Below are 17,359 nucleotides of genomic sequence, written 5' to 3'. Positions count from 1 at the left end.
TCCAGGGCGGGTTCAGTGCACGTACGCGCTAGCCCGCCAAACTGATAATGGCGGTAATAATAATGGCGTTCACATGCGGGAATGTATTCATGGGTCAGGAACTTAGCCTGCCGCGTGCAGGTAAGTCAACACTTGGCCTGCTGCGCCGACAACGGTACATCGAACACTTTGTCGAAGCCCCACTGAAAGACAAACGCGTAAACGAAGAAGAACACGAACAACGCCAGGTTGGTCAGCAACGCTGCCCACAGGCTTACACCCAGCCAGTACGCCACCAGCGGCAGCAGGATCAGCACCAGCCCCCCCTCGAAACCCAAGGCATGCAGCATGCGCCGGGCAAAGGTGCGCTCACGCTTGTGCTGGCGCGCCTCCCAGCGTTCGAAGGCCCAGTTGTAGGCCATGTTCCAGCTCATCGCGATGCCCGACATCAGCACCGACAGCACGGTCGACTGCGCCATGCCGGCGGCAAACGCCAGCTCCAGCGCGGGCGCCACGCAGGCGACAGCGATGGCTTCGTAGAGGATGGCCTGGACGATCTTGCGTGCCTTGCCTTGCATGTTCAACTCCCGGGGTAAACGACCTGTAAAGCTACAAGAACTGGCCCTTAAGAAAAAGCCTGAAATTTGCACAACCCGCGTGTTCGCGGGCGGCATATCACCCCGCAGGCAAGCGAATCCGAAACTGCGCCCCACCCAGCGGCGACTGCGCCACGGTCAAGGTGCCACCCTGCCCTTCGATGGCCCGCCGGCTGATCGCCAGGCCCAGGCCAAACCCGCCGGTATTGCGGTCACGGCTGCGGTCCAGCCGGTAGAACGGCTGGAAAATCCGCTCCCGCTCCTCCACCGGAATGCCGATCCCGTCGTCTTCCACCGTCAACAGGCAGGCGCCATCCCCTTCCAGGCGCAAGCGCAGCAACAGGCTTTCGTCGCAATAGCGCATGGCATTGCGCACCAGGTTCTGCACTGCCCGTGCAGTCAGGCGAGGATCAAGCACAAAACGTGGCAGGCTGCCCTCTGCCTGCACTTCCCATGTGATGCCACGGCTGTCGAGCTCCTCGGCAAAGCCGCCGAGGACACTGTCGACCAGCTCCAGCAGCGACACCTCGACCCGCTCGCGGGCCTGGTCAGCGTTGTACAGCCGGCTGTAGGACAGCAACTCCAGTACCAGTTCATCCAGCTCGCGCACATGCCCGACCAGTTCCAGCAAGCGCTTGCGGCTGGTCGCCGGCACCTCGTCGAACAGCAGCACCAGGCCGAAATCCAGACGGGTCAGCGGCGTACGCAACTCGTGCGACACCGCATTGAGCAGCTCCCGCTGCTGGTTGACGTGGCGCTCCAGGTCACTGGCCATGGTGTCGAACACCCCGGCCAGTTCGCCGATGTTGGAGTGTGGCGAGATGTGCGTACGCTCGGCCATCTGCCCCTGGCCCAGCCGCCGGGCCGTCTCCTTCAAGCGTTCAAGGTCGCGCCAGTGCGGCCATACCCACAGCAGCAGGCAGCCCAGCATGGCCGCGCCGATCAGCACGGTCACACCCCACGACAGCACGTTGATGTCCAGCGGGTCTGGCGGTGAGTGCAGGCGCACCAGCCATTGCTTGTCCAGCGGCGCCAGCACCGTCTCGTAGTAGCCCCATTCAGCGATGCGTACCGCATACAGCCCGTGCTCCAGGCGCGCCTGCTCCTCGTCGCTCAACTCGGCCTGGTCCATGCGCAGCAGTTGCAGCTCCAGCGGGGCGAAATCAGCGGCCAGCTCGTGCGCCACCTCCGGCCACTGCTCGGGCGGGGTCTGGCGGAACTGGCGCACGATCAACGCCTGCACGCCCTTGGCCTGGTCCAGGTTGTAGGCCATGAAGCGGTCACGGAACAGACCGACGATAGTGTCGGGAATGAACAGCAAGGCCCCGGCATACGCGACAATGATGACCAGGTACAACCGCACCAGAATCTTCAGCATGGGCGGTCAGCACTCCCACTCGACACGGCTGAACAGGTAGCCCTTGCCCCACACGGTCTTGATCTTGCGCGCTTCGCCGGCGTTGTCGTCGAACTTGCGGCGCAGCTTGGAAATGGCCACGTCCACCGAACGGTCGGTGCCGTTGAACTCTATACCGCGCAACTGCTGCAGGATGCGGTCGCGGTTTAGCACTTCGCCGGCATTGCGCGCCAGCACTACCAACAGGTTGTACTCACCGCTGGACAGCTCCACCTCGTCGCCGCGCCAGCTGACCGTGCGTTCGGCCAGGTCGATGCGCAGGCCGCCGATGAGGATCAGGTCGTTGTCCAGGCGCGGCTCGTTGACGCTGCTACGGCGCAGGAGGGTGCGCACCCGGGCCAGCAGCACGCGGGGCTCGCAGGGTTTGGTGACGTAATCGTCGGCGCCCATTTCCAGGCCCAGCACCTGGTCGTGGCTGTCGTCGCGGGCGGTCAGCATCAGGATCGGCAGGCTGTGCGATTCCTGGCGCAGCAGGCGGCACAACTGCAGGCCATCGATGCCTGGCAGCATCAGGTCGAGAATGACCAGGTCGGGCTTTTGCCTGCGGTACTCGTCCAGCACATGATCGCCACGGGCGATCACCTGGACGTGGAAGTCGTTGCGTTGCAGGTAGCTGGCGATCAACTCGGACAGGGCACTGTCGTCTTCGACCAGGATAATATTCGGCATAGGCGCTTGGGCATCTGGATGGTGGTAAACCTTGCCGGCCTCTTTGCGGGTACGGATCCCAAGGATTATGGTGACCCTGCAGGAGCGGGTTTACCCGCGAAGAGGCCGGTACAGGAACACTCAGGATATAGAACACTACACCGCGACAGGATTGTTCTTCACACTTTTTCACACTCGCCCTACAGCTATTAACAGCCCCCCGGGCAGCACCTGCCGTAGCATACGCCGGGTCATCAACGGAAGATCCGTATGCCTACTATGTTCCCCCCTCGCCTGCGCCCGGTGGCGCTTCTGGCGTTTCTGAGCCTGTCCCTGGCCGGCTGCGGCGACAGCGCCGAGCAAGACGAACAGGCCCCCACCCCGCAAGTGCGGGTGGAAACCCTGCAACTGCAGCCCCTGGCGATCAGCAGCGAACTCAGCGGCCGTATCCTGGCACCGCGCACTGCCGAAGTGCGCGCCCGGGTGGCCGGCGTGGTGCTCAAGCGGGTGTACCGTGAAGGCAGCGACGTCAAGCGCGGCGATGTGCTGTTCCTGATCGACCCGGCGCCGTTCAAGGCCGACCACGATAGCGCCAGGGCTACCCTGGCCAAAGCCCAGGCCACCCTGTACCAGGCACGCCTGCAAGAGCAGCGCTACCGCGAGCTGGTCGATGACAAGGCCGTCAGCCGCCAGGAATACGACAACGCCAAAGCCAGCTTCCTGCAAGCGGACGCCGAGGTGGCCGAAGCCAAGGCGGCGCTGGAGCGCGCCCGCCTTAACCTCGGCTACGCCACCGTGACGGCGCCGATTTCCGGCCGTATCGGGCGTGCCCAGGTCACCGAGGGTGCGTTGGTCGGGCAGAACGAGACCACGCCGCTGGCGACCATCCAGCAGCTCGACCCGATCCATGCCGATGTCACCCAGTCGACCCGCGAGCTCAACGCCCTGCGCCGCGCCCTGCGTGCTGGCGAGCTGCAGCAGGTGGGCGACGGCCAGGCCCGCGCCACGCTCATCCAGGACGACGGCAGCGCCTACCCGCTGCCGGGCAAGCTGCTGTTCTCCGACATCAGTGTCGACCCCAGCACCAACCAGATCACCCTGCGCAGCGAGTTCCCCAACCCGGACCTCGACCTGCTGCCCGGCAGCTACGTACGCGTGCGCCTGGAGCAAGCGGTGCAGCCCAAGGGCCTGAGCGTGCCGCAACGCGCCATCCTGCGTGACAGCGCCGGCGTACCCAAGGTGCTGGTGGTCGACCAGCAGGCCCGGGTCAGCGACCGCCAGGTGGTACTGGGCAGCGCCCAGGGCGACCGCTGGATCGTCAGCGAAGGCCTGGCCGCCGGCGAGCGGGTGGTGGTAGAGGGCCTGCAACACGTCAAGGCCGGTGACCAGGTGCAGGTCGACAACGCATCGGCCGCGCCGCCCATCGCACAGCACACCGGCCAGTGAGGGCCTGATTCATGCCGCAATTCTTCATCGACCGCCCGGTGTTCGCCTGGGTGGTGGCACTGTTCATCCTGCTGGCCGGTGCGCTGGCCATCCCGCAACTGCCGGTGGCCCAGTACCCCAATGTGGCACCCCCGCAGGTGGAAATCTACGCCGTGTACCCGGGCGCCTCGGCGGCGACCATGGACGAAAGCGTGGTCAGCCTGATCGAGCAGGAGCTCAACGGCGCCGACAACCTGCTGTATTTCGAGTCGCAGAGCAGCCTGGGCAGCGCCACCATCACCGCCACCTTCGAGCCGGGCACCAACCCCGACCTGGCCCAGGTCGATGTGCAAAACCGCCTGAAAGTGGTCGAGTCACGCCTGCCCCGCCCGGTTACCCAACAGGGCCTGCAGGTGGAAAAGGTCTCCACCGGCTTCCTGCTGCTGGCCACCCTCACCTCCGAGGACGGCAAACTGGATGAAACCGCGCTGTCGGACATCCTCGCGCGCAACGTGATGAACGAAATCCGCCGCCTCAAGGGCGTCGGCAAAGCGCAGCTGTATGGCTCGGAACGGGCCATGCGCATCTGGATCGACCCGCGCAAGCTGATCGGTTTCCACCTCACGCCCAACGACGTGGCCGAAGCCATCGCCGCGCAGAACGCCCAGGTCGCCCCCGGCAGCATTGGCGACCTGCCCAGCCGCGACACCCAGGAAATTACCGCCAACGTAGTGGTCAAGGGCCAGCTGAGCAGCCCCGAAGAGTTCGCCGCCATCGTCCTGCGCGCCAACCCGGACGGTTCCACCGTAACCATCGGTGATGTCGCGCGGGTCGAGATCGGTGCCCAGGAATACCAGTACGGCACCCGCCTGAACGGCAAGCCGGCCACCGCCTTCAGCGTACAGCTGTCGCCGGGGGCCAACGCCATGGAAACCGCCAGCCTGGTGCGGGCGAAGATGCAGGACCTGGCGCGTTACTTCCCGGAAGGCGTCAAGTACGACATCCCCTACGACACCTCGCCGTTCGTGAAAGTGTCCATCGAGCAGGTCATCAATACCCTGTTCGAAGCCATGCTGCTGGTATTTGCGGTAATGTTCCTGTTCCTGCAGAACCTGCGCTATACGCTGATCCCGACCCTGGTAGTGCCGGTGGCGCTGATGGGCACCTTTGCCGTGATGCTGGCCATGGGCTTTTCGGTCAACGTGTTGACCCTGTTCGGCATGGTGCTGGCCATCGGCATTCTGGTGGACGATGCCATCGTGGTGGTGGAAAACGTCGAGCGGATCATGGCCGAGGAAGGCCTGCCGCCCAAGCAAGCCACGCGCAAGGCCATGGGCCAGATCAGCGGTGCGATTGTCGGCATTACCCTGGTGCTGGTGGCAGTGTTCCTGCCCATGGCCTTCATGCAAGGCTCGGTTGGGGTCATCTACCAACAGTTCTCGGTGTCCATGGCGGTGTCGATCCTGTTTTCGGCATTCCTGGCCCTCAGCCTGACCCCCGCGCTGTGCGCCACCCTGCTCAAGCCGCTGGCCAAGGGCGAGCACCATGAGCGCAAAGGCTTCTTCGGCTGGTTCAACCGCCGCTTCGAGAGGATGAGCAACGGCTACCAGCGCTGGGTCATCCAGGCCCTGAAGCGCAGCGGCCGCTACCTGCTGGTGTACGCGGTGCTGCTGGCGGTGCTGGGCTATGGTTTCAGCCAGCTGCCTACCGCGTTCCTGCCTACCGAAGACCAGGGCTACACCATCACCGACATTCAGCTGCCGCCCGGCGCCAGCCGCATGCGCACCGAGCAGGTGGCCGCGCAGATCGAAGCACACAACGCCGAGGAAGCCGGGGTGGGCAACACCACCTTGATCCTGGGCTTCAGCTTCTCGGGCAGCGGCCAGAACGCCGCCCTGGCGTTCACCACGCTGAAGGACTGGTCCGCGCGTGGCGCCGATGACAGCGCCCAGTCGATTGCCGACCGCGCGACCATGGCCTTCACCCAGCTCAAGGACGCCGTGGCTTACTCGGTGCTGCCGCCGCCAATCGACGGCCTGGGTGAATCGACCGGCTTCGAGTTCCGCCTGCAGGACCGCGGCGGCATGGGCCACGCCGAGCTGATGGCCGCCCGCGATGCACTGCTGGCCAGTGCCGGCAAAAGCAAGCTGCTGACCAACGTGCGCGAAGCCTCGCTGGCGGAGAGCCCGCAGGTGCAGCTGGAGATCGACCGCCGCCAGGCCAACGCCCTGGGCGTGTCGTTTGCCGACATTGGCACAGTGCTGGACGTGGCCGTGGGCTCCAGCTACGTCAACGACTTCCCCAACCAGGGCCGCATGCAGCGGGTGGTGGTGCAGGCCGAAGGTGACCAGCGCAGCCAGGTCGAGGACCTGCTGCAAATCCACGTGCGCAACAACAGCGGCAAGATGGTGCCACTGGGCGCGTTTGTTCAGGCCAAATGGGTCAGCGGCCCGGTGCAACTGACCCGCTACAACGGCTATCCGGCCGTGTCGATTTCCGGCGAGCCGGCGGCGGGCTACAGCTCGGGTGAAGCCATGGCCGAAATCGAGCGCCTGGTGGCGCAGTTGCCAGAAGGCGCTGGGCTGGAGTGGACCGGGCTGTCGCTGCAGGAACGCTTGTCCGGCAGCCAGGCACCGATGCTGATGGCGCTGTCGTTGCTGGTGGTGTTCCTGTGCCTGGCCGCGCTGTACGAAAGCTGGTCGATCCCGACCGCGGTGCTGCTGGTGGTGCCGCTGGGCGTGCTCGGTGCGGTGCTGGCGGTAACCCTGCGCGGCATGCCCAACGACGTGTTCTTCAAGGTTGGCCTGATCACCCTGATCGGTCTGTCGGCGAAAAACGCCATCCTGATCATCGAGTTCGCCAAGAGCCTGGTCGATCAGGGGGTCGATGCCGTCGACGCCGCCGTACAGGCCGCGCGCTTGCGCCTGCGGCCGATCGTGATGACCTCGCTGGCGTTCATCCTCGGCGTGGTGCCACTGGCCATCGCCACCGGCGCCAGCTCGGCCAGCCAGCAGGCGATCGGCACCGGAGTGATCGGCGGCATGCTCAGCGCTACCCTGGCGGTGGTGTTCGTGCCGGTGTTCTTTGTAGTGGTGATGCGCGTTGCGGGCCGTAGCAGATCTGCCAGTGGGCATAGCGAAGCTTCAGCCGTCAGCCAGGTGGAGCGCCCGCACGAGTAGAACCGGTATGTTAATATTGCTGGCATCGGTGGAGGAGCTGAAATGAAAAACACCTGCGATGCCAGCATCAAAAGCCAGGTCCTGGCGCTTGCCAGACAGCATGGTGTAACCAGCCAAAAAGACCATTTCAGCGACCTGGCCATGACGATTACCCGCCTGTCAGGTGACCTGGTCGCCCTGGATGACTTTGAACGTCTGCTGGTTTCACTCAAGAAAAAAGGCGTTATCAGCAAACAAAAGATGCTTGAGCTGGAAGCGCGCTATCTGAGCGAATCATCTCAGCGCGGCAATGGACGACAGATCAGCGCATGATGTTCGATCCGTTCTACGATTTTGAAAGCGCAGGCTACCTGCGTAACGTCTTCAAGCTCAAAGATGCCGCGCAAGTCAAAAGAATGGAACATCTGGCATTTGAAGCCAGCCTCGAAGACGCCATCGCCCTCCTGTCGACCTGCCAGCCCATCACCTACCAGACCCTGCTTGCGCTACATCATCTGTTGTTTTCGGACTTCTATCCGTGGGCCGGCAAGGACCGTACCGAACTGGTGCCCAGGCTGGCGGTTTTCAAGGGAACGGAGAACGACCCTCGGCACACCGCATTCTGCCCCCCGGACCAGATTCAGCATTGGGCCGCCCATGCGTTGAAATTGGGACAGGATCAGCAGTGGCTCCGGCAGCATCCTGGCGAGGTGTTGGGTTTGCTGGCAGATGCGCACCCTTTCCTGGATGGAAACGGCCGCACGATACTACTGGTTTTCATGGAGCTGTGTCATCGCGCCGGCTTCGCCATCGACTGGTCGCGTACCAGCAAGGACGACTACCTTGCAGCGTTGAGCGCTGAAATCAACCAACCGTCGAAAGGCCATCTTGATCGGTACCTGCAGCCTTTTCTGGTCGATGTTTCACACAGAACGCAATGGCCAGAACTGATTGGCGCGATCCAGGGGCCGGATAGCCTGGATAAAGAGAACATCAGGTACGAAAGCCTGGATGACCCGGAGGTGCAGCAATTGTATCGCGGCTATCGCTCGCTCCCCGCTTGCTCCATGTTGATTCTTGCCGGCGGTCGCGGGCAGCGCATGGGCGGGCGTGACAAGGGGCTGATCGAGTGGCAGGGCGCGCCGCTGGTGGCGCATGTGCAGCGGGTAGTGCGGCCACTCAGCGATGATCTGGTGATTTCCTGCAACCGCAACCAGGATGCCTATCGGGCGTATGCCGACCAGTTGGTGGGCGATGCAGAGGCGGATTATCCAGGGCCGTTGGCGGGGGTAATTGCCGGGCTGAAGGTGGCGCGACAGGAATGGGTGGTGCTGCTGGCCTGTGATGCACCGCTGGTTGATCGCGGGTTGATCAACGATCTGCGGCGGCTGGCCGTGGCGAACGACGGCGCGGCGATGGTGCGCCAGGGCGGTTACTGGCAGCCGATGTTCAGCGTGCTGCCGCGCCGGGTGTTGCCGGTGCTGGAGCAGGCTTGGGCGAGCGGTGAAAGGAGTTTGCAAAAAGCCTTGCTGCGCGAACCGGTCCACGGACTGGAGTGTGCTGAGGGGGATCGGCGGTTGAGCAATTTCAACAGCCCGGAGCTGCTGCAAGGCTGAAGTCATCTGTTGCCTGTACCGCCCTATTCGCGGGTGAACCCGCTCCCACAGGGCTTCTCAAGACCCGCGAAGAGGGCGGTGCAGGCCATACATCAGCTGGCAGCCAACTCCTCGACACTGATCTCACGCATACGAAACTTCTGCACCTTGCCGGTCACCGTCATCGGAAATTCATCGACAAAGCGGAAATACCGCGGCACCTTGAAATGCGCTATCCGCGCCTTCGCCCATTCGCGCAGCTCCTGCGCACTGGCCGCATGCCCCGGGTGCAGCCGCACCCAGGCCACGATCTCTTCCCCGTACTTGCTGCACGGCACACCAATCACCTGCACATCGGCCACCGCCGGGTGGGTGAAGAAGAACTCTTCCAGCTCGCGCGGGTAGATGTTCTCGCCGCCGCGAATGATCATGTCCTTGCTGCGCCCGACAATACGCACATAGCCCTGCTCGTCCATTACCGCCAGATCGCCGGTGTGCATCCAGCCGTCGCCATCGATGCTTTCGGCAGTCGCCTTGGGGTTGTTCCAATACCCCAGCATCACGCTATAGCCGCGGGTGCACAGTTCGCCGATCTCGCCACGTGGCACGGTATTGCCATCGGCATCGACGACCTTGTTCTCCAGCTGCGGCTGAGTGCGCCCAACGCTGGTCACACGTCGCTCCAGGTCGTCGGTGGCCCCGGTCTGCAGCGATACCGGGCTGGTCTCGGTCATGCCGTAGGCGATCTGCACTTCGGCCATGTGCATCTCGCCGATCACCCGGCGCATCACCTCGATCGGGCAGGTGGCGCCGGCCATGATCCCGGTGCGCAGGCTAGACAGGTCGAACTCACCCCGTTGCGGGTGATCCAGTTCGGCGATGAACATGGTCGGCACGCCATACAACGCAGTGGCCTTTTCTTCGGCCACCGCGCGCAATGTCGCCAGCGGGTCGAAGGCATCATTGGGGTAGATCAGGGTGCTGCCGTGGGTCATGCAGCCCAGGTTGGCCATGACCATGCCGAAGCAGTGGTACAGCGGCACCGGCACCACCAGCCGGTCGTGTTCGGTCAGCCCGAGGCTTTCACCCACCATGTAGCCGTTGTTGAGGATGTTGCTGTGGCTGAGTGTGGCGCCCTTGGGGAAGCCCGTGGTGCCCGAGGTGTACTGGATATTGATCGGGTCGTCGCAGCGCAGTTGCGCCTGGCGCTCGACCAGGGCTTCGCGGCTTACCGCCCCGGCGCGCGTCTGCAGGGCATGCCAGGCGAGGAAGCCCGAGGGTGGCGCGGCGGCGAGGCTGACCACACCACGCAGTTCGGGAAAACGTTCGCAATTCAACGCGCCTGGTTGGCCGTTTGCCAGGCCGGGGACCAGGCCCAGCAGCATGGCGTGGTAGTCAGAGCTCTTGAACGCGTCGGCACAGATCACCCAGCGGCAAGCGGACTGGCCGAGGGCGTAGTCCAGCTCGCTGGAGCGGTAGGCCGGGTTGATATTGACCAGAATCGCCCCGACCTTGGCGCTGGCGAACTGGGTGATGCACCATTCGGCGCAGTTGGGGGCCCAGATGCCGAGGCGATCGCCCGGTTGCACGCCCAGGGCGATCAGTGCGCGGGCGTGCTGGTCGACGGCTTCGGCCAGTTGCTGCCAGGTGTAGCGCAGGCCTTGGTGCCTGACAACGAGGGCCTCGCGGTCCGGGAAGCGGGCGACCGTGGTGTCGAAGGCGTCGCCGATGCACTGGGTCAGCAGGGTTTTGTCCTGGTTGCCCTGGGAGTAGCTTGGCTGGGGCATGGGGATTCTCTTGTTGTTTTGTGTTGCCTGCACCGGCCCTATCGCCGGCAAGCCAGCTCCCACAGGGACTGCACAGCTCTCAGCGATTGTGAAAGCCATGTGGGAGCGGGCGCGCCCGCGAAGAAGCCAGCACCGGTTCAGCGGATGAACACCTGCGGCGTAGTGGTGGACATGTCGCCCCCCGGCAACTTGATGTTCTTCACCTTCTCCAGCGTATCCGGGTTGAACACCGCCAGGTCGTTGAACGTGCCGCCCAGGTACAGCTTGTCGCCCTTCTTGTCGAAGGTGACGCAGTAGTAGGTGTGCTCCAGATTAGCCGCCTTGATCAACTTGCGCTGCTTGATGTCGTACTTGGCCAGGCGGTTGAGTACGCCGTAGATCTGGTTCGGGTCCTTGGGCGAGCGCAGGCCGGTGAAGTACAGCTCGGTCAGGTCGGCAAACTCCTGGGTATGGGTTTTTCCGGTCTTCAGGTCGACGCTCAGGTAGCCGTACAACAATTCGGCCTCGTTCGGGTCCTGTTTGTCATCCTTGAATTTGGCAATGGTGTACAACATCGAGAACTCGTGGCGCGGGTTCTGGTGTGGCCAGAAGTACAGCACGTCCGGGGCGCTGTAGCCCTTGCGGTTCCAGTTGCGCAGCGGCAAGGCCACCGTGTACTTGCCGGTTTTGACGTCCATCTTGTAGATGTCCGGCCCGGCGGCGTACAGGCTGCCATCGTCGGCAGTGCGCATCAGGTACACCTGGCGCGGCATGGGGAAGGTGCGTACCGGTTTGGCGCCAAGGCCATCGGCAGTGCTGAACACCTCCAGGCGCGGTGGTTTGACAACATAGTGGTCGTTCAGGCGCTGGGTCGGGTTGACCGTGGCGTACACTTCCTTGCCATCGGGGCTGACGGCGAACGAGTACATCGACTTGCCGACCTCGCCCGGCACGCTGGACAGGTTGGCGTGGAAGGTGTTCTTGCAGGTATCCAGGTCGATGCCGTAGATGTCGCCGTAGTGGTTGTTGAGCACGTAGGCGGTGCGGTTGTCCGGCGCCATCATGGCAGTGCCGGGGCCGAACTTGTCGGGCATCTGGCAGCTTTTGTACACCGTGTCACTGGCCACATCGACCACGTGCAGGTTGTTCGGGTAGTTGGTCACGATCATGTATTCGTGGCCAGCCTTCAGCGCCGGCCCGTTGTCGTCGGCCTGTACCAGCCCGGCGCAGGCCGTGGCAGCGATGGTGAGCGCGAGTTGCGCGCAGCGTCCAGCTTTCATGCGGTTTCCCCTTGTCATTCTTGTCGGGCCGGTCACTTGTCTTTCGGGAACACGGTGCCGAGGTTGCGCCAGTCATCCGCCGAGTTGGTCGCCTGGGCGTTCCAGTCCTGGTAGGTGCTCATCATGTCCGGCACCTGGGCCGGCCACCAGCAAGGGTCGGAGCAGCCATACAGGTCGGCTTCCATCGGCTGGCACAGCGAGCTCACACCACCAAATGCGTCCACCTCCCAGCCCGGGTCGGTGGTGGCCGTGCAGCCGGCCACCGCGCTCATGGCCATTACTTCTTCGACGCGGTCTTCGGCGGCGGCCTGCTCAAGGATGCGCGCCTTGTTGTTGAGGGGCTTCAAGTGCTTCATGTCAGTGCGCCTTCCGCGGGGTGATATAGCGGTCGATGAAGGCCGGGTTGGCGGCCATGATGCGGCTGTAGACTTCAATGCCGAAGTCGACCCAGTCGCGCATCAGTTCGCAGTAGTGGTAGGTCGGGTGCTGCGGGTCGCCGTAGCGCGCGTAGCTTTCGTGGTAGCAGCCGCCGGAACACAGGTTGCGGATACGGCAGCTCTCGCAGCCGGTGTTGCTGCGGTCCAGGCGCTGCGACAGAAAGTCGTTGAGCTGCGCCTGCTTCACGCCCTGGTGCACGTTGCCGAAGGTGGGCAGGCTGGAGCCGGTGAAGCGATGGCACAGGTTCAGCTCGCCCTCGTGGTCCACCGCCAGCATCTTCAGCCCGGCGCCGCACGGCAGGGCTTTCTTGTGGCCTTCATGGATGTCGGTGATCAGCTGGTGCAGGTTGGAGAAGCCAATATTGCGGTGCTCCAGCGCCGCCTCCAGGTAGCGCCGGCCCAGGGCTTTCATGTTGGCGAACACCTGCACCAGCTCTTCGCCGGTGAGGTTGAAGTTGGCCATGTCGCCGGAGGTGACCGGGGCAAAGCCGACTTCAGCAAAGCCCAGTTCGTTGAACAGGTGGTTCCAGATGGTTTCGACATCGGTGATGCCACGGGTCAGGGTTACCCGCGCGCCGACCGGGCGGCTGGTGTAGCGCGACAGCAGCAGTTCGGCCTTGCGCCGCACCACATCATAGGTGCCCTGCCCGCCGACGGTAATGCGGTTGCGGTCGTGCACGGTCTTGGGGCCGTCGATGCTGATCGACAGGCCAAAGCGGTGGGCGTTGAGCCAGTCGATGACCTCTTCGTTAAGCAAGGTGGCGTTGGTGGTCATGATGAACTCCACCTGCTTGCCGGCTTCGGCGAACCGCCGTTCGCAATAGGCGACCATGTGCTCGATCAGCGGCCGGTTGGACAGCGGCTCGCCCCCGAAGAACACCACGCTGTAGCGTTGCTCGTCGGGCGACTCCTTGAGCAGCATCTCCACCGAGGCCTCGGCGGTGTCGGTGCTCATCTTCTTGCCGGCGGACGGCTTGTCCAGGTCTTCCTTGTAGCAATAGGTGCAGCTGAGGTTGCAGCCAGTGTTGACGTTGAGCACCACGGTGTTCAAGGCGGTGCGCTCGACCTGCTTGAGGGCGATTTCGGGGGTCAGCGGCGAGCCGTCGCTGACCAGCTCCAGCGCGATCAGCTCGCGCAGGGTGTCCTGGATATCGTCACCGGCAAACTGCTGGCCAAGGCGCTGCATCAGCTCCTCGGCCGAGCAGCCTTGCTGGCGCAGGGAATCGATGATGCCGCCGGTTACCGCATCGGCGGTGAACAGCGAACTGCTAGGAATATGAAACAGCATGCGGTCGGCGTCGACCTGCACTTCGTGCAGGTTGCGTTCGACAAGGTTCAGTAGTGCGCCCATGGCGACCTCCCGGTAATCGATGCGTGGGAAAACCGTTACGTGCTGCCGTCATGGCAGCGGTGGGTTGTTCCAGCGCTGAACGGTGACGATCATGTGCCCTTCGCCCGTCTGGCCGCCGTCGGCCAGCGTGGCGATGACCTTCAGGTTGCCAGCGTTGTTGGTCATCATCTTGCGCTCAGGGTTGGGGCCGGCACCGCCTGGCACGAACACGCCATCGGCCTGCATCTGCCCGGCAAACTTGACGTCCTGATCCTCGACGGCACGCTCGTTGAACGGCTCGACCTTCCAGCTGGCCGGCAGGTAGCCGATGCGCAGCGGCTGGCCATCAGCATCCTTGCCCCACGCTTCGGCTTCGAAACGGCCTTGCACCTTCGGCACCGAAGCGCCGTTTTCGCCGATACGGGCGATGGAGAACGCCGGCACCACCTTCACTTCATCGACCTTGTCGTACACCGCCAGGTTGACGCCCTTGAGTGCGCCCACCGCGACTTCGCGCTGGCCGGGCCTGGCATCCGCCGCGGCGCGGGCCTTGACCCGTACCAGGGTTGCGGTCTGCTCCAGCACCTCGGTCACCTCGACCCCGGCGCCCAGGTCCGGCTTGCCCGACAAGCCACTGCCAACCAGGCTGATTTCGCTTTCGCCCCCGGCCTTGATGAACGCAGGCTGCACCGCCAGCAGGCGCGCCTTGCCTTCTTTGACTGCAATGAAGTCCAGCCCGCGCTCATCGTGCTCGGCCTCGAACATGCGGCCTTTCATTTCGCCGTCCAGCGCAGCGAACACCTGACGCAGGTTGGCATCGCCAACCTTGACGTTGCCGCGCCATTCATAACCGTTGTAGAGGATTGCCGAGCCGCTGCCGTTGAACGGCGTGCCATCGGCGTACGCGCCCTTGACCTCGACCTTGAAGGTATCGCCCTCCTCGGCCGAGACGCTCATCACCCCGTGCACATCGCCCTTGGCCAGCATGTGGCCGCTGAATGCCCACTGCCCCGGCAGCGCGTCGGCCTTGGGCCGCGCCTTCTGCCATTCGGCCCATGCAGGGTTATCCAGCGGGTAGCGCTTGGCCAGTTCAGGTACCACTTGTTGCAGGGCGATGGGCAACCAGTCGCGGTCGCGCGCCTGGGCCTGGTATTCAAGAGACGGCCATTGGCCGAGGTGGAAGTTGACCAGGTGCTCCCATTCCTTGGCCGGGCGCCGTTGCAAGGCGACGCGGGCACCGGAGTGGCAACGGCCGCAGGTTTCGCTGAGCTGGGTGTCGAAGTGCTCGACGGTATTGAGCCGGCGCTCCATGGCGTAGCGCACGCCATCGGTCTCGCTGGGCGCCAGGCCCTGCTTGTCGGCCAGGTACTTGACCAGGGTGCGACGGTCGTCGTCGCTGATCTGCAGGCCATGCATCACCTGCATCCGGGCAATACTCATCAGCCAGCCTTCCGGCGTTTTGCGCTGGTGGCTGATACGGCTGTAGGTATCGTTACCTTCGGGGATATGGCACCCCATGCACTTGTTCTGCAACAGGCTCGGGCCCTGCTCGGCCGCCATGGCCTGGGTGCTCAGCAGCGCGGCGGCGACCAGCGCCAGTTTACCCGCATGCCGCCGGAGTCGAGTCGTCTTCAAGGTCAGACCTCCACGGTTGTTGTTCTTATCGTTTTTCGCACGCTTTGGTACAGCAGGTGTGCATGTGACGGTTGTGATACAGGAAGTGTGCCAGGAGATGCAAAACCGTTTTCTTTCAACCTTTTAGCCGGTTTTAAGGGCTTTACTCCCAGCTGGGATAGCCAAATGCAGCGTGCCATTTCGCGACAGGGTGTTTCATCCTGAGACAGGGCCTGCTGCGCAGGCCAATCGCCGGCAAGCCAGCTCCCACAGATTAACCACTGCCTTGAAGACCTGTGCTGTACCTGTGCGAGCTGGCTTGCCGGCGATCGGGCCTTGAGGCCACTGTTTCACAACCGTCTCACACCGTCTCAATGTGCAACAGCGCACACCTGCAACGACAACCTTGCAACTCGGCAAACCCCAACCCCTTCAACGCTTTGCGGCCATCTGCGCAGCTTGGCACGGCCATTGCGCCAGTGCCCGTCACATCCAATGACAAGAGGCACCGCCCCCATGCTTTCCGAACTGCCCATCCTGCCCGCCACCCGCGCCTTCCTGGAACGCAAGCTGAAAATGCGCATTGGCGCCGACTGGCAGGACGCCGCCAATGGCCGCACCCTGTCGTTCCGCAACCCGGCCACCGGCGAAGTACTGGGCGAAGTGCCCGCGGCCGAGGCCGAAGATGTCGACCGCGCGGTCCGCGCGGCGCGCCAGGCCTTCGATGATTCGCCCTGGAGCCGCCTGCGCCCGCGCGAGCGGCAGAACCTGCTGTGGCGCCTGGCCGACCTGATGGAGCGCGATGCCCGCCAGCTGGCCGAACTGGAATGCCTGAACAACGGCAAGAGCGCCGCCGTGGCCCAGGTAATGGACGTGCAACTGGCCATCGACTTCTTGCGCTACATGGCCGGCTGGGCCACCAAGATCGAGGGTAGCACCGTCGAAGCCTCGATGCCGTTGATGCCCAACGACCAGTTCCACGGTTTCATCCGCCGCGAGGCAGTGGGCGTGGTCGGTGCCATCGTCGCCTGGAACTTCCCGCTGCTGCTGGCCTGCTGGAAGCTCGGGCCGGCGCTTGCCACCGGCTGCACCGTGGTGCTCAAGCCCGCCGACGAAACACCGCTGAGCGTGCTGAAGCTGGCGGAACTGGTAGACGAGGCCGGCTACCCGGCCGGTGTATTCAATGTGATCACCGGCACCGGCCTGAATGCCGGCGCCGCGCTCAGCCGCCACCCCGGGGTGGACAAGCTCACCTTCACCGGCTCCACCGAAGTCGGCAAGCTGATCGGCAAGGCGGCCATGGACAATATGACCCGCGTGACCCTGGAACTGGGCGGCAAGTCGCCGACCATCGTCATGCCCGACGCCAACCTGCAGGAAGCCGCTGCCGGTGCGGCCACGGCGATTTTCTTCAACCAGGGCCAGGTGTGCTGCGCGGGCTCGCGGCTGTATGTGCACCGCAAGCACTTCGACAACGTGGTGGCCGACATCGCCGGCATCGCCAACGGCATGAAGCTGGGCAGCGGGCTGGACCCGGCGGTGCAGATGGGCCCATTGATTTCGGCCAAACAGCAGGACCGCGTCACCGGCTACATCGAACTGGGCCGCGAACTGGGTGCGACCATTGCCTGTGGCGGTGAAAGCTTCGGGCCGGGTTACTTCGTCAAACCGACGGTGATCGTCGATGTCGACCAGCGCCACCGCCTGGTGCAGGAAGAAATCTTCGGGCCGGTGCTGGTGGCGATGCCGTTCGATGACCTCGACGAAGTGATCGGCATGGCCAACGACAACCCCTACGGCCTGGGCGCGAGCATCTGGTCCAACGACCTGGCGGCTGTGCACAGGATGATCCCGCGTATCAAGTCCGGCTCGGTGTGGGTCAACTGCCACAGCGCGCTGGACCCGGCGCTGCCGTTTGGCGGCTACAAGATGTCTGGCGTTGGTCGCGAGATGGGCGCTGCGGCCATCGAGCACTACACCGAGCTCAAGTCGGTGTTGATCAAGCTCTGATCATTTTCCTGTACCGGCCCCTTCGCAGCGCAAGGCTGCTCCTACGGTCGCGCAGTCCTTGCAGGAGCAGCCTTGTGCTGCGAAGGGGCCGGTACAGGCACTAC

Annotated in this window: 13 protein-coding genes and 1 pseudogene; 6 read left to right on the top strand and 8 right to left on the bottom strand. The window is 63.9% G+C overall.

The features are described from left to right. Positions 1-125: 125 nt before the first annotated feature. From AC5O5I_RS12500 to AC5O5I_RS12490, 3 genes are all read right to left on the bottom strand, one after another. Positions 126-557 (bottom strand): PACE efflux transporter, encoded by a 432-nt coding sequence (locus tag AC5O5I_RS12500; RefSeq protein ID WP_172227994.1) that lies wholly within the window; start codon positions 555-557, stop codon positions 126-128. A 97-nt stretch (positions 558-654) separates the two neighbouring features. Beyond that, the gene (locus AC5O5I_RS12495; RefSeq protein ID WP_172227996.1) at positions 655-1,953 is read right to left on the bottom strand and encodes an ATP-binding protein; all 1,299 of its coding nucleotides are present in this window, start codon (positions 1,951-1,953) and stop codon (positions 655-657) included. A 6-nt stretch (positions 1,954-1,959) separates the two neighbouring features. Beyond that, positions 1,960-2,661 carry a response regulator gene (locus AC5O5I_RS12490; protein ID WP_172227998.1) on the bottom strand — a complete coding sequence of 234 codons (702 nt, stop codon included), beginning with the start codon at positions 2,659-2,661 and terminating at the stop codon, positions 1,960-1,962. 249 nt (positions 2,662-2,910) lie between these two features. Between AC5O5I_RS12490 and AC5O5I_RS12485 the strand changes: the two genes are divergently transcribed. The 5 genes and pseudogenes from AC5O5I_RS12485 (at position 2,911) to mobA (ending at position 8,839) form a co-directional block, all read left to right on the top strand. Next, on the top strand, positions 2,911-4,086 hold the full coding sequence (locus AC5O5I_RS12485) for an efflux RND transporter periplasmic adaptor subunit (RefSeq protein ID WP_172228000.1): 1,176 nt from the start codon (positions 2,911-2,913) through the stop codon (positions 4,084-4,086). A gap of 11 nt (positions 4,087-4,097) precedes the next feature. Continuing rightward, positions 4,098-7,244, top strand: a complete 3,147-nt coding sequence (locus AC5O5I_RS12480) for a multidrug efflux RND transporter permease subunit (RefSeq protein ID WP_494512655.1) — start codon at positions 4,098-4,100, stop codon at positions 7,242-7,244. A 42-nt stretch (positions 7,245-7,286) separates the two neighbouring features. Then, a complete protein-coding gene (locus AC5O5I_RS12475; RefSeq protein WP_172287258.1) occupies positions 7,287-7,556 on the top strand; it encodes a hypothetical protein in 270 nt (89 codons plus the stop codon). Further along, positions 7,553-8,281: pseudogene (locus tag AC5O5I_RS12470) on the top strand (Fic/DOC family protein); the annotation flags it as partial. The gene AC5O5I_RS12475 and the pseudogene AC5O5I_RS12470, both read left to right, overlap by 4 nt. Positions 8,282-8,290: 9 nt before the next feature. After that, the gene (gene mobA / locus AC5O5I_RS12465) at positions 8,291-8,839 is read left to right on the top strand and encodes a molybdenum cofactor guanylyltransferase MobA (protein WP_494512758.1); all 549 of its coding nucleotides are present in this window, start codon (positions 8,291-8,293) and stop codon (positions 8,837-8,839) included. Positions 8,840-8,931: 92 nt separating this feature from the next. Here mobA and AC5O5I_RS12460 read toward each other — a convergent pair whose 3' ends face one another. The 5 genes from AC5O5I_RS12460 to peaA form a co-directional block, all read right to left on the bottom strand. Then, complete coding sequence (locus AC5O5I_RS12460) at positions 8,932-10,605, bottom strand: fatty acid CoA ligase family protein (protein WP_172287259.1); 1,674 nt, start codon at positions 10,603-10,605, stop codon at positions 8,932-8,934. A gap of 137 nt (positions 10,606-10,742) precedes the next feature. Beyond that, a complete protein-coding gene (gene peaD, locus AC5O5I_RS12455) occupies positions 10,743-11,864 on the bottom strand; it encodes a quinohemoprotein amine dehydrogenase subunit beta (protein ID WP_172287260.1) in 1,122 nt (373 codons plus the stop codon). 32 nt (positions 11,865-11,896) lie between these two features. Further along, positions 11,897-12,220, bottom strand: coding sequence for a quinohemoprotein amine dehydrogenase subunit gamma (qhpC, locus tag AC5O5I_RS12450; RefSeq protein ID WP_012272119.1), 324 nt, complete (start codon positions 12,218-12,220; stop codon positions 11,897-11,899). 1 nt (position 12,221) lies between these two features. Continuing rightward, the gene (gene peaB / locus AC5O5I_RS12445) at positions 12,222-13,652 is read right to left on the bottom strand and encodes a quinohemoprotein amine dehydrogenase maturation protein (protein ID WP_172231540.1); all 1,431 of its coding nucleotides are present in this window, start codon (positions 13,650-13,652) and stop codon (positions 12,222-12,224) included. A gap of 48 nt (positions 13,653-13,700) precedes the next feature. After that, positions 13,701-15,266, bottom strand: coding sequence for a quinohemoprotein amine dehydrogenase subunit alpha (gene peaA / locus AC5O5I_RS12440; RefSeq protein WP_494512654.1), 1,566 nt, complete (start codon positions 15,264-15,266; stop codon positions 13,701-13,703). Between the two features lie 495 nt (positions 15,267-15,761). Between peaA and AC5O5I_RS12435 the strand changes: the two genes are divergently transcribed. Then, entirely contained in the window at positions 15,762-17,255 is a 1,494-nt protein-coding gene (locus AC5O5I_RS12435; protein ID WP_494512653.1) for an aldehyde dehydrogenase family protein, read from the top strand. Positions 17,256-17,359 lie beyond the last annotated feature (104 nt).

The sequence above is a fragment of the Pseudomonas sp. 9_2_1 genome (assembly GCF_059295275.1).
Note: the sequence above shows the minus strand (reverse complement) of the source record. Positions and strands in the feature narration are given on the sequence as shown.

What these genes read in the sequence shown, in the direction of transcription:
- AC5O5I_RS12480 (WP_494512655.1), top strand. Translation starts at nt 4,098, where the DNA reads ATGCCGCAATTCTTCATCGACCGCCCGGTGTTCGCCTGGGTGGTGGCA.
- AC5O5I_RS12500 (WP_172227994.1), bottom strand. Translation starts at nt 557, where the DNA reads ATGCAAGGCAAGGCACGCAAGATCGTCCAGGCCATCCTCTACGAAGCC.
- AC5O5I_RS12475 (WP_172287258.1), top strand. Translation starts at nt 7,287, where the DNA reads ATGAAAAACACCTGCGATGCCAGCATCAAAAGCCAGGTCCTGGCGCTT.
- mobA (WP_494512758.1), top strand. Translation starts at nt 8,291, where the DNA reads ATGTTGATTCTTGCCGGCGGTCGCGGGCAGCGCATGGGCGGGCGTGAC.
- peaD (WP_172287260.1), bottom strand. Translation starts at nt 11,864, where the DNA reads ATGAAAGCTGGACGCTGCGCGCAACTCGCGCTCACCATCGCTGCCACG.
- AC5O5I_RS12435 (WP_494512653.1), top strand. Translation starts at nt 15,762, where the DNA reads ATGCTTTCCGAACTGCCCATCCTGCCCGCCACCCGCGCCTTCCTGGAA.
- AC5O5I_RS12490 (WP_172227998.1), bottom strand. Translation starts at nt 2,661, where the DNA reads ATGCCGAATATTATCCTGGTCGAAGACGACAGTGCCCTGTCCGAGTTG.
- AC5O5I_RS12485 (WP_172228000.1), top strand. Translation starts at nt 2,911, where the DNA reads ATGCCTACTATGTTCCCCCCTCGCCTGCGCCCGGTGGCGCTTCTGGCG.
- AC5O5I_RS12495 (WP_172227996.1), bottom strand. Translation starts at nt 1,953, where the DNA reads ATGCTGAAGATTCTGGTGCGGTTGTACCTGGTCATCATTGTCGCGTAT.
- AC5O5I_RS12460 (WP_172287259.1), bottom strand. Translation starts at nt 10,605, where the DNA reads ATGCCCCAGCCAAGCTACTCCCAGGGCAACCAGGACAAAACCCTGCTG.
- peaB (WP_172231540.1), bottom strand. Translation starts at nt 13,652, where the DNA reads ATGGGCGCACTACTGAACCTTGTCGAACGCAACCTGCACGAAGTGCAG.
- qhpC (WP_012272119.1), bottom strand. Translation starts at nt 12,220, where the DNA reads ATGAAGCACTTGAAGCCCCTCAACAACAAGGCGCGCATCCTTGAGCAG.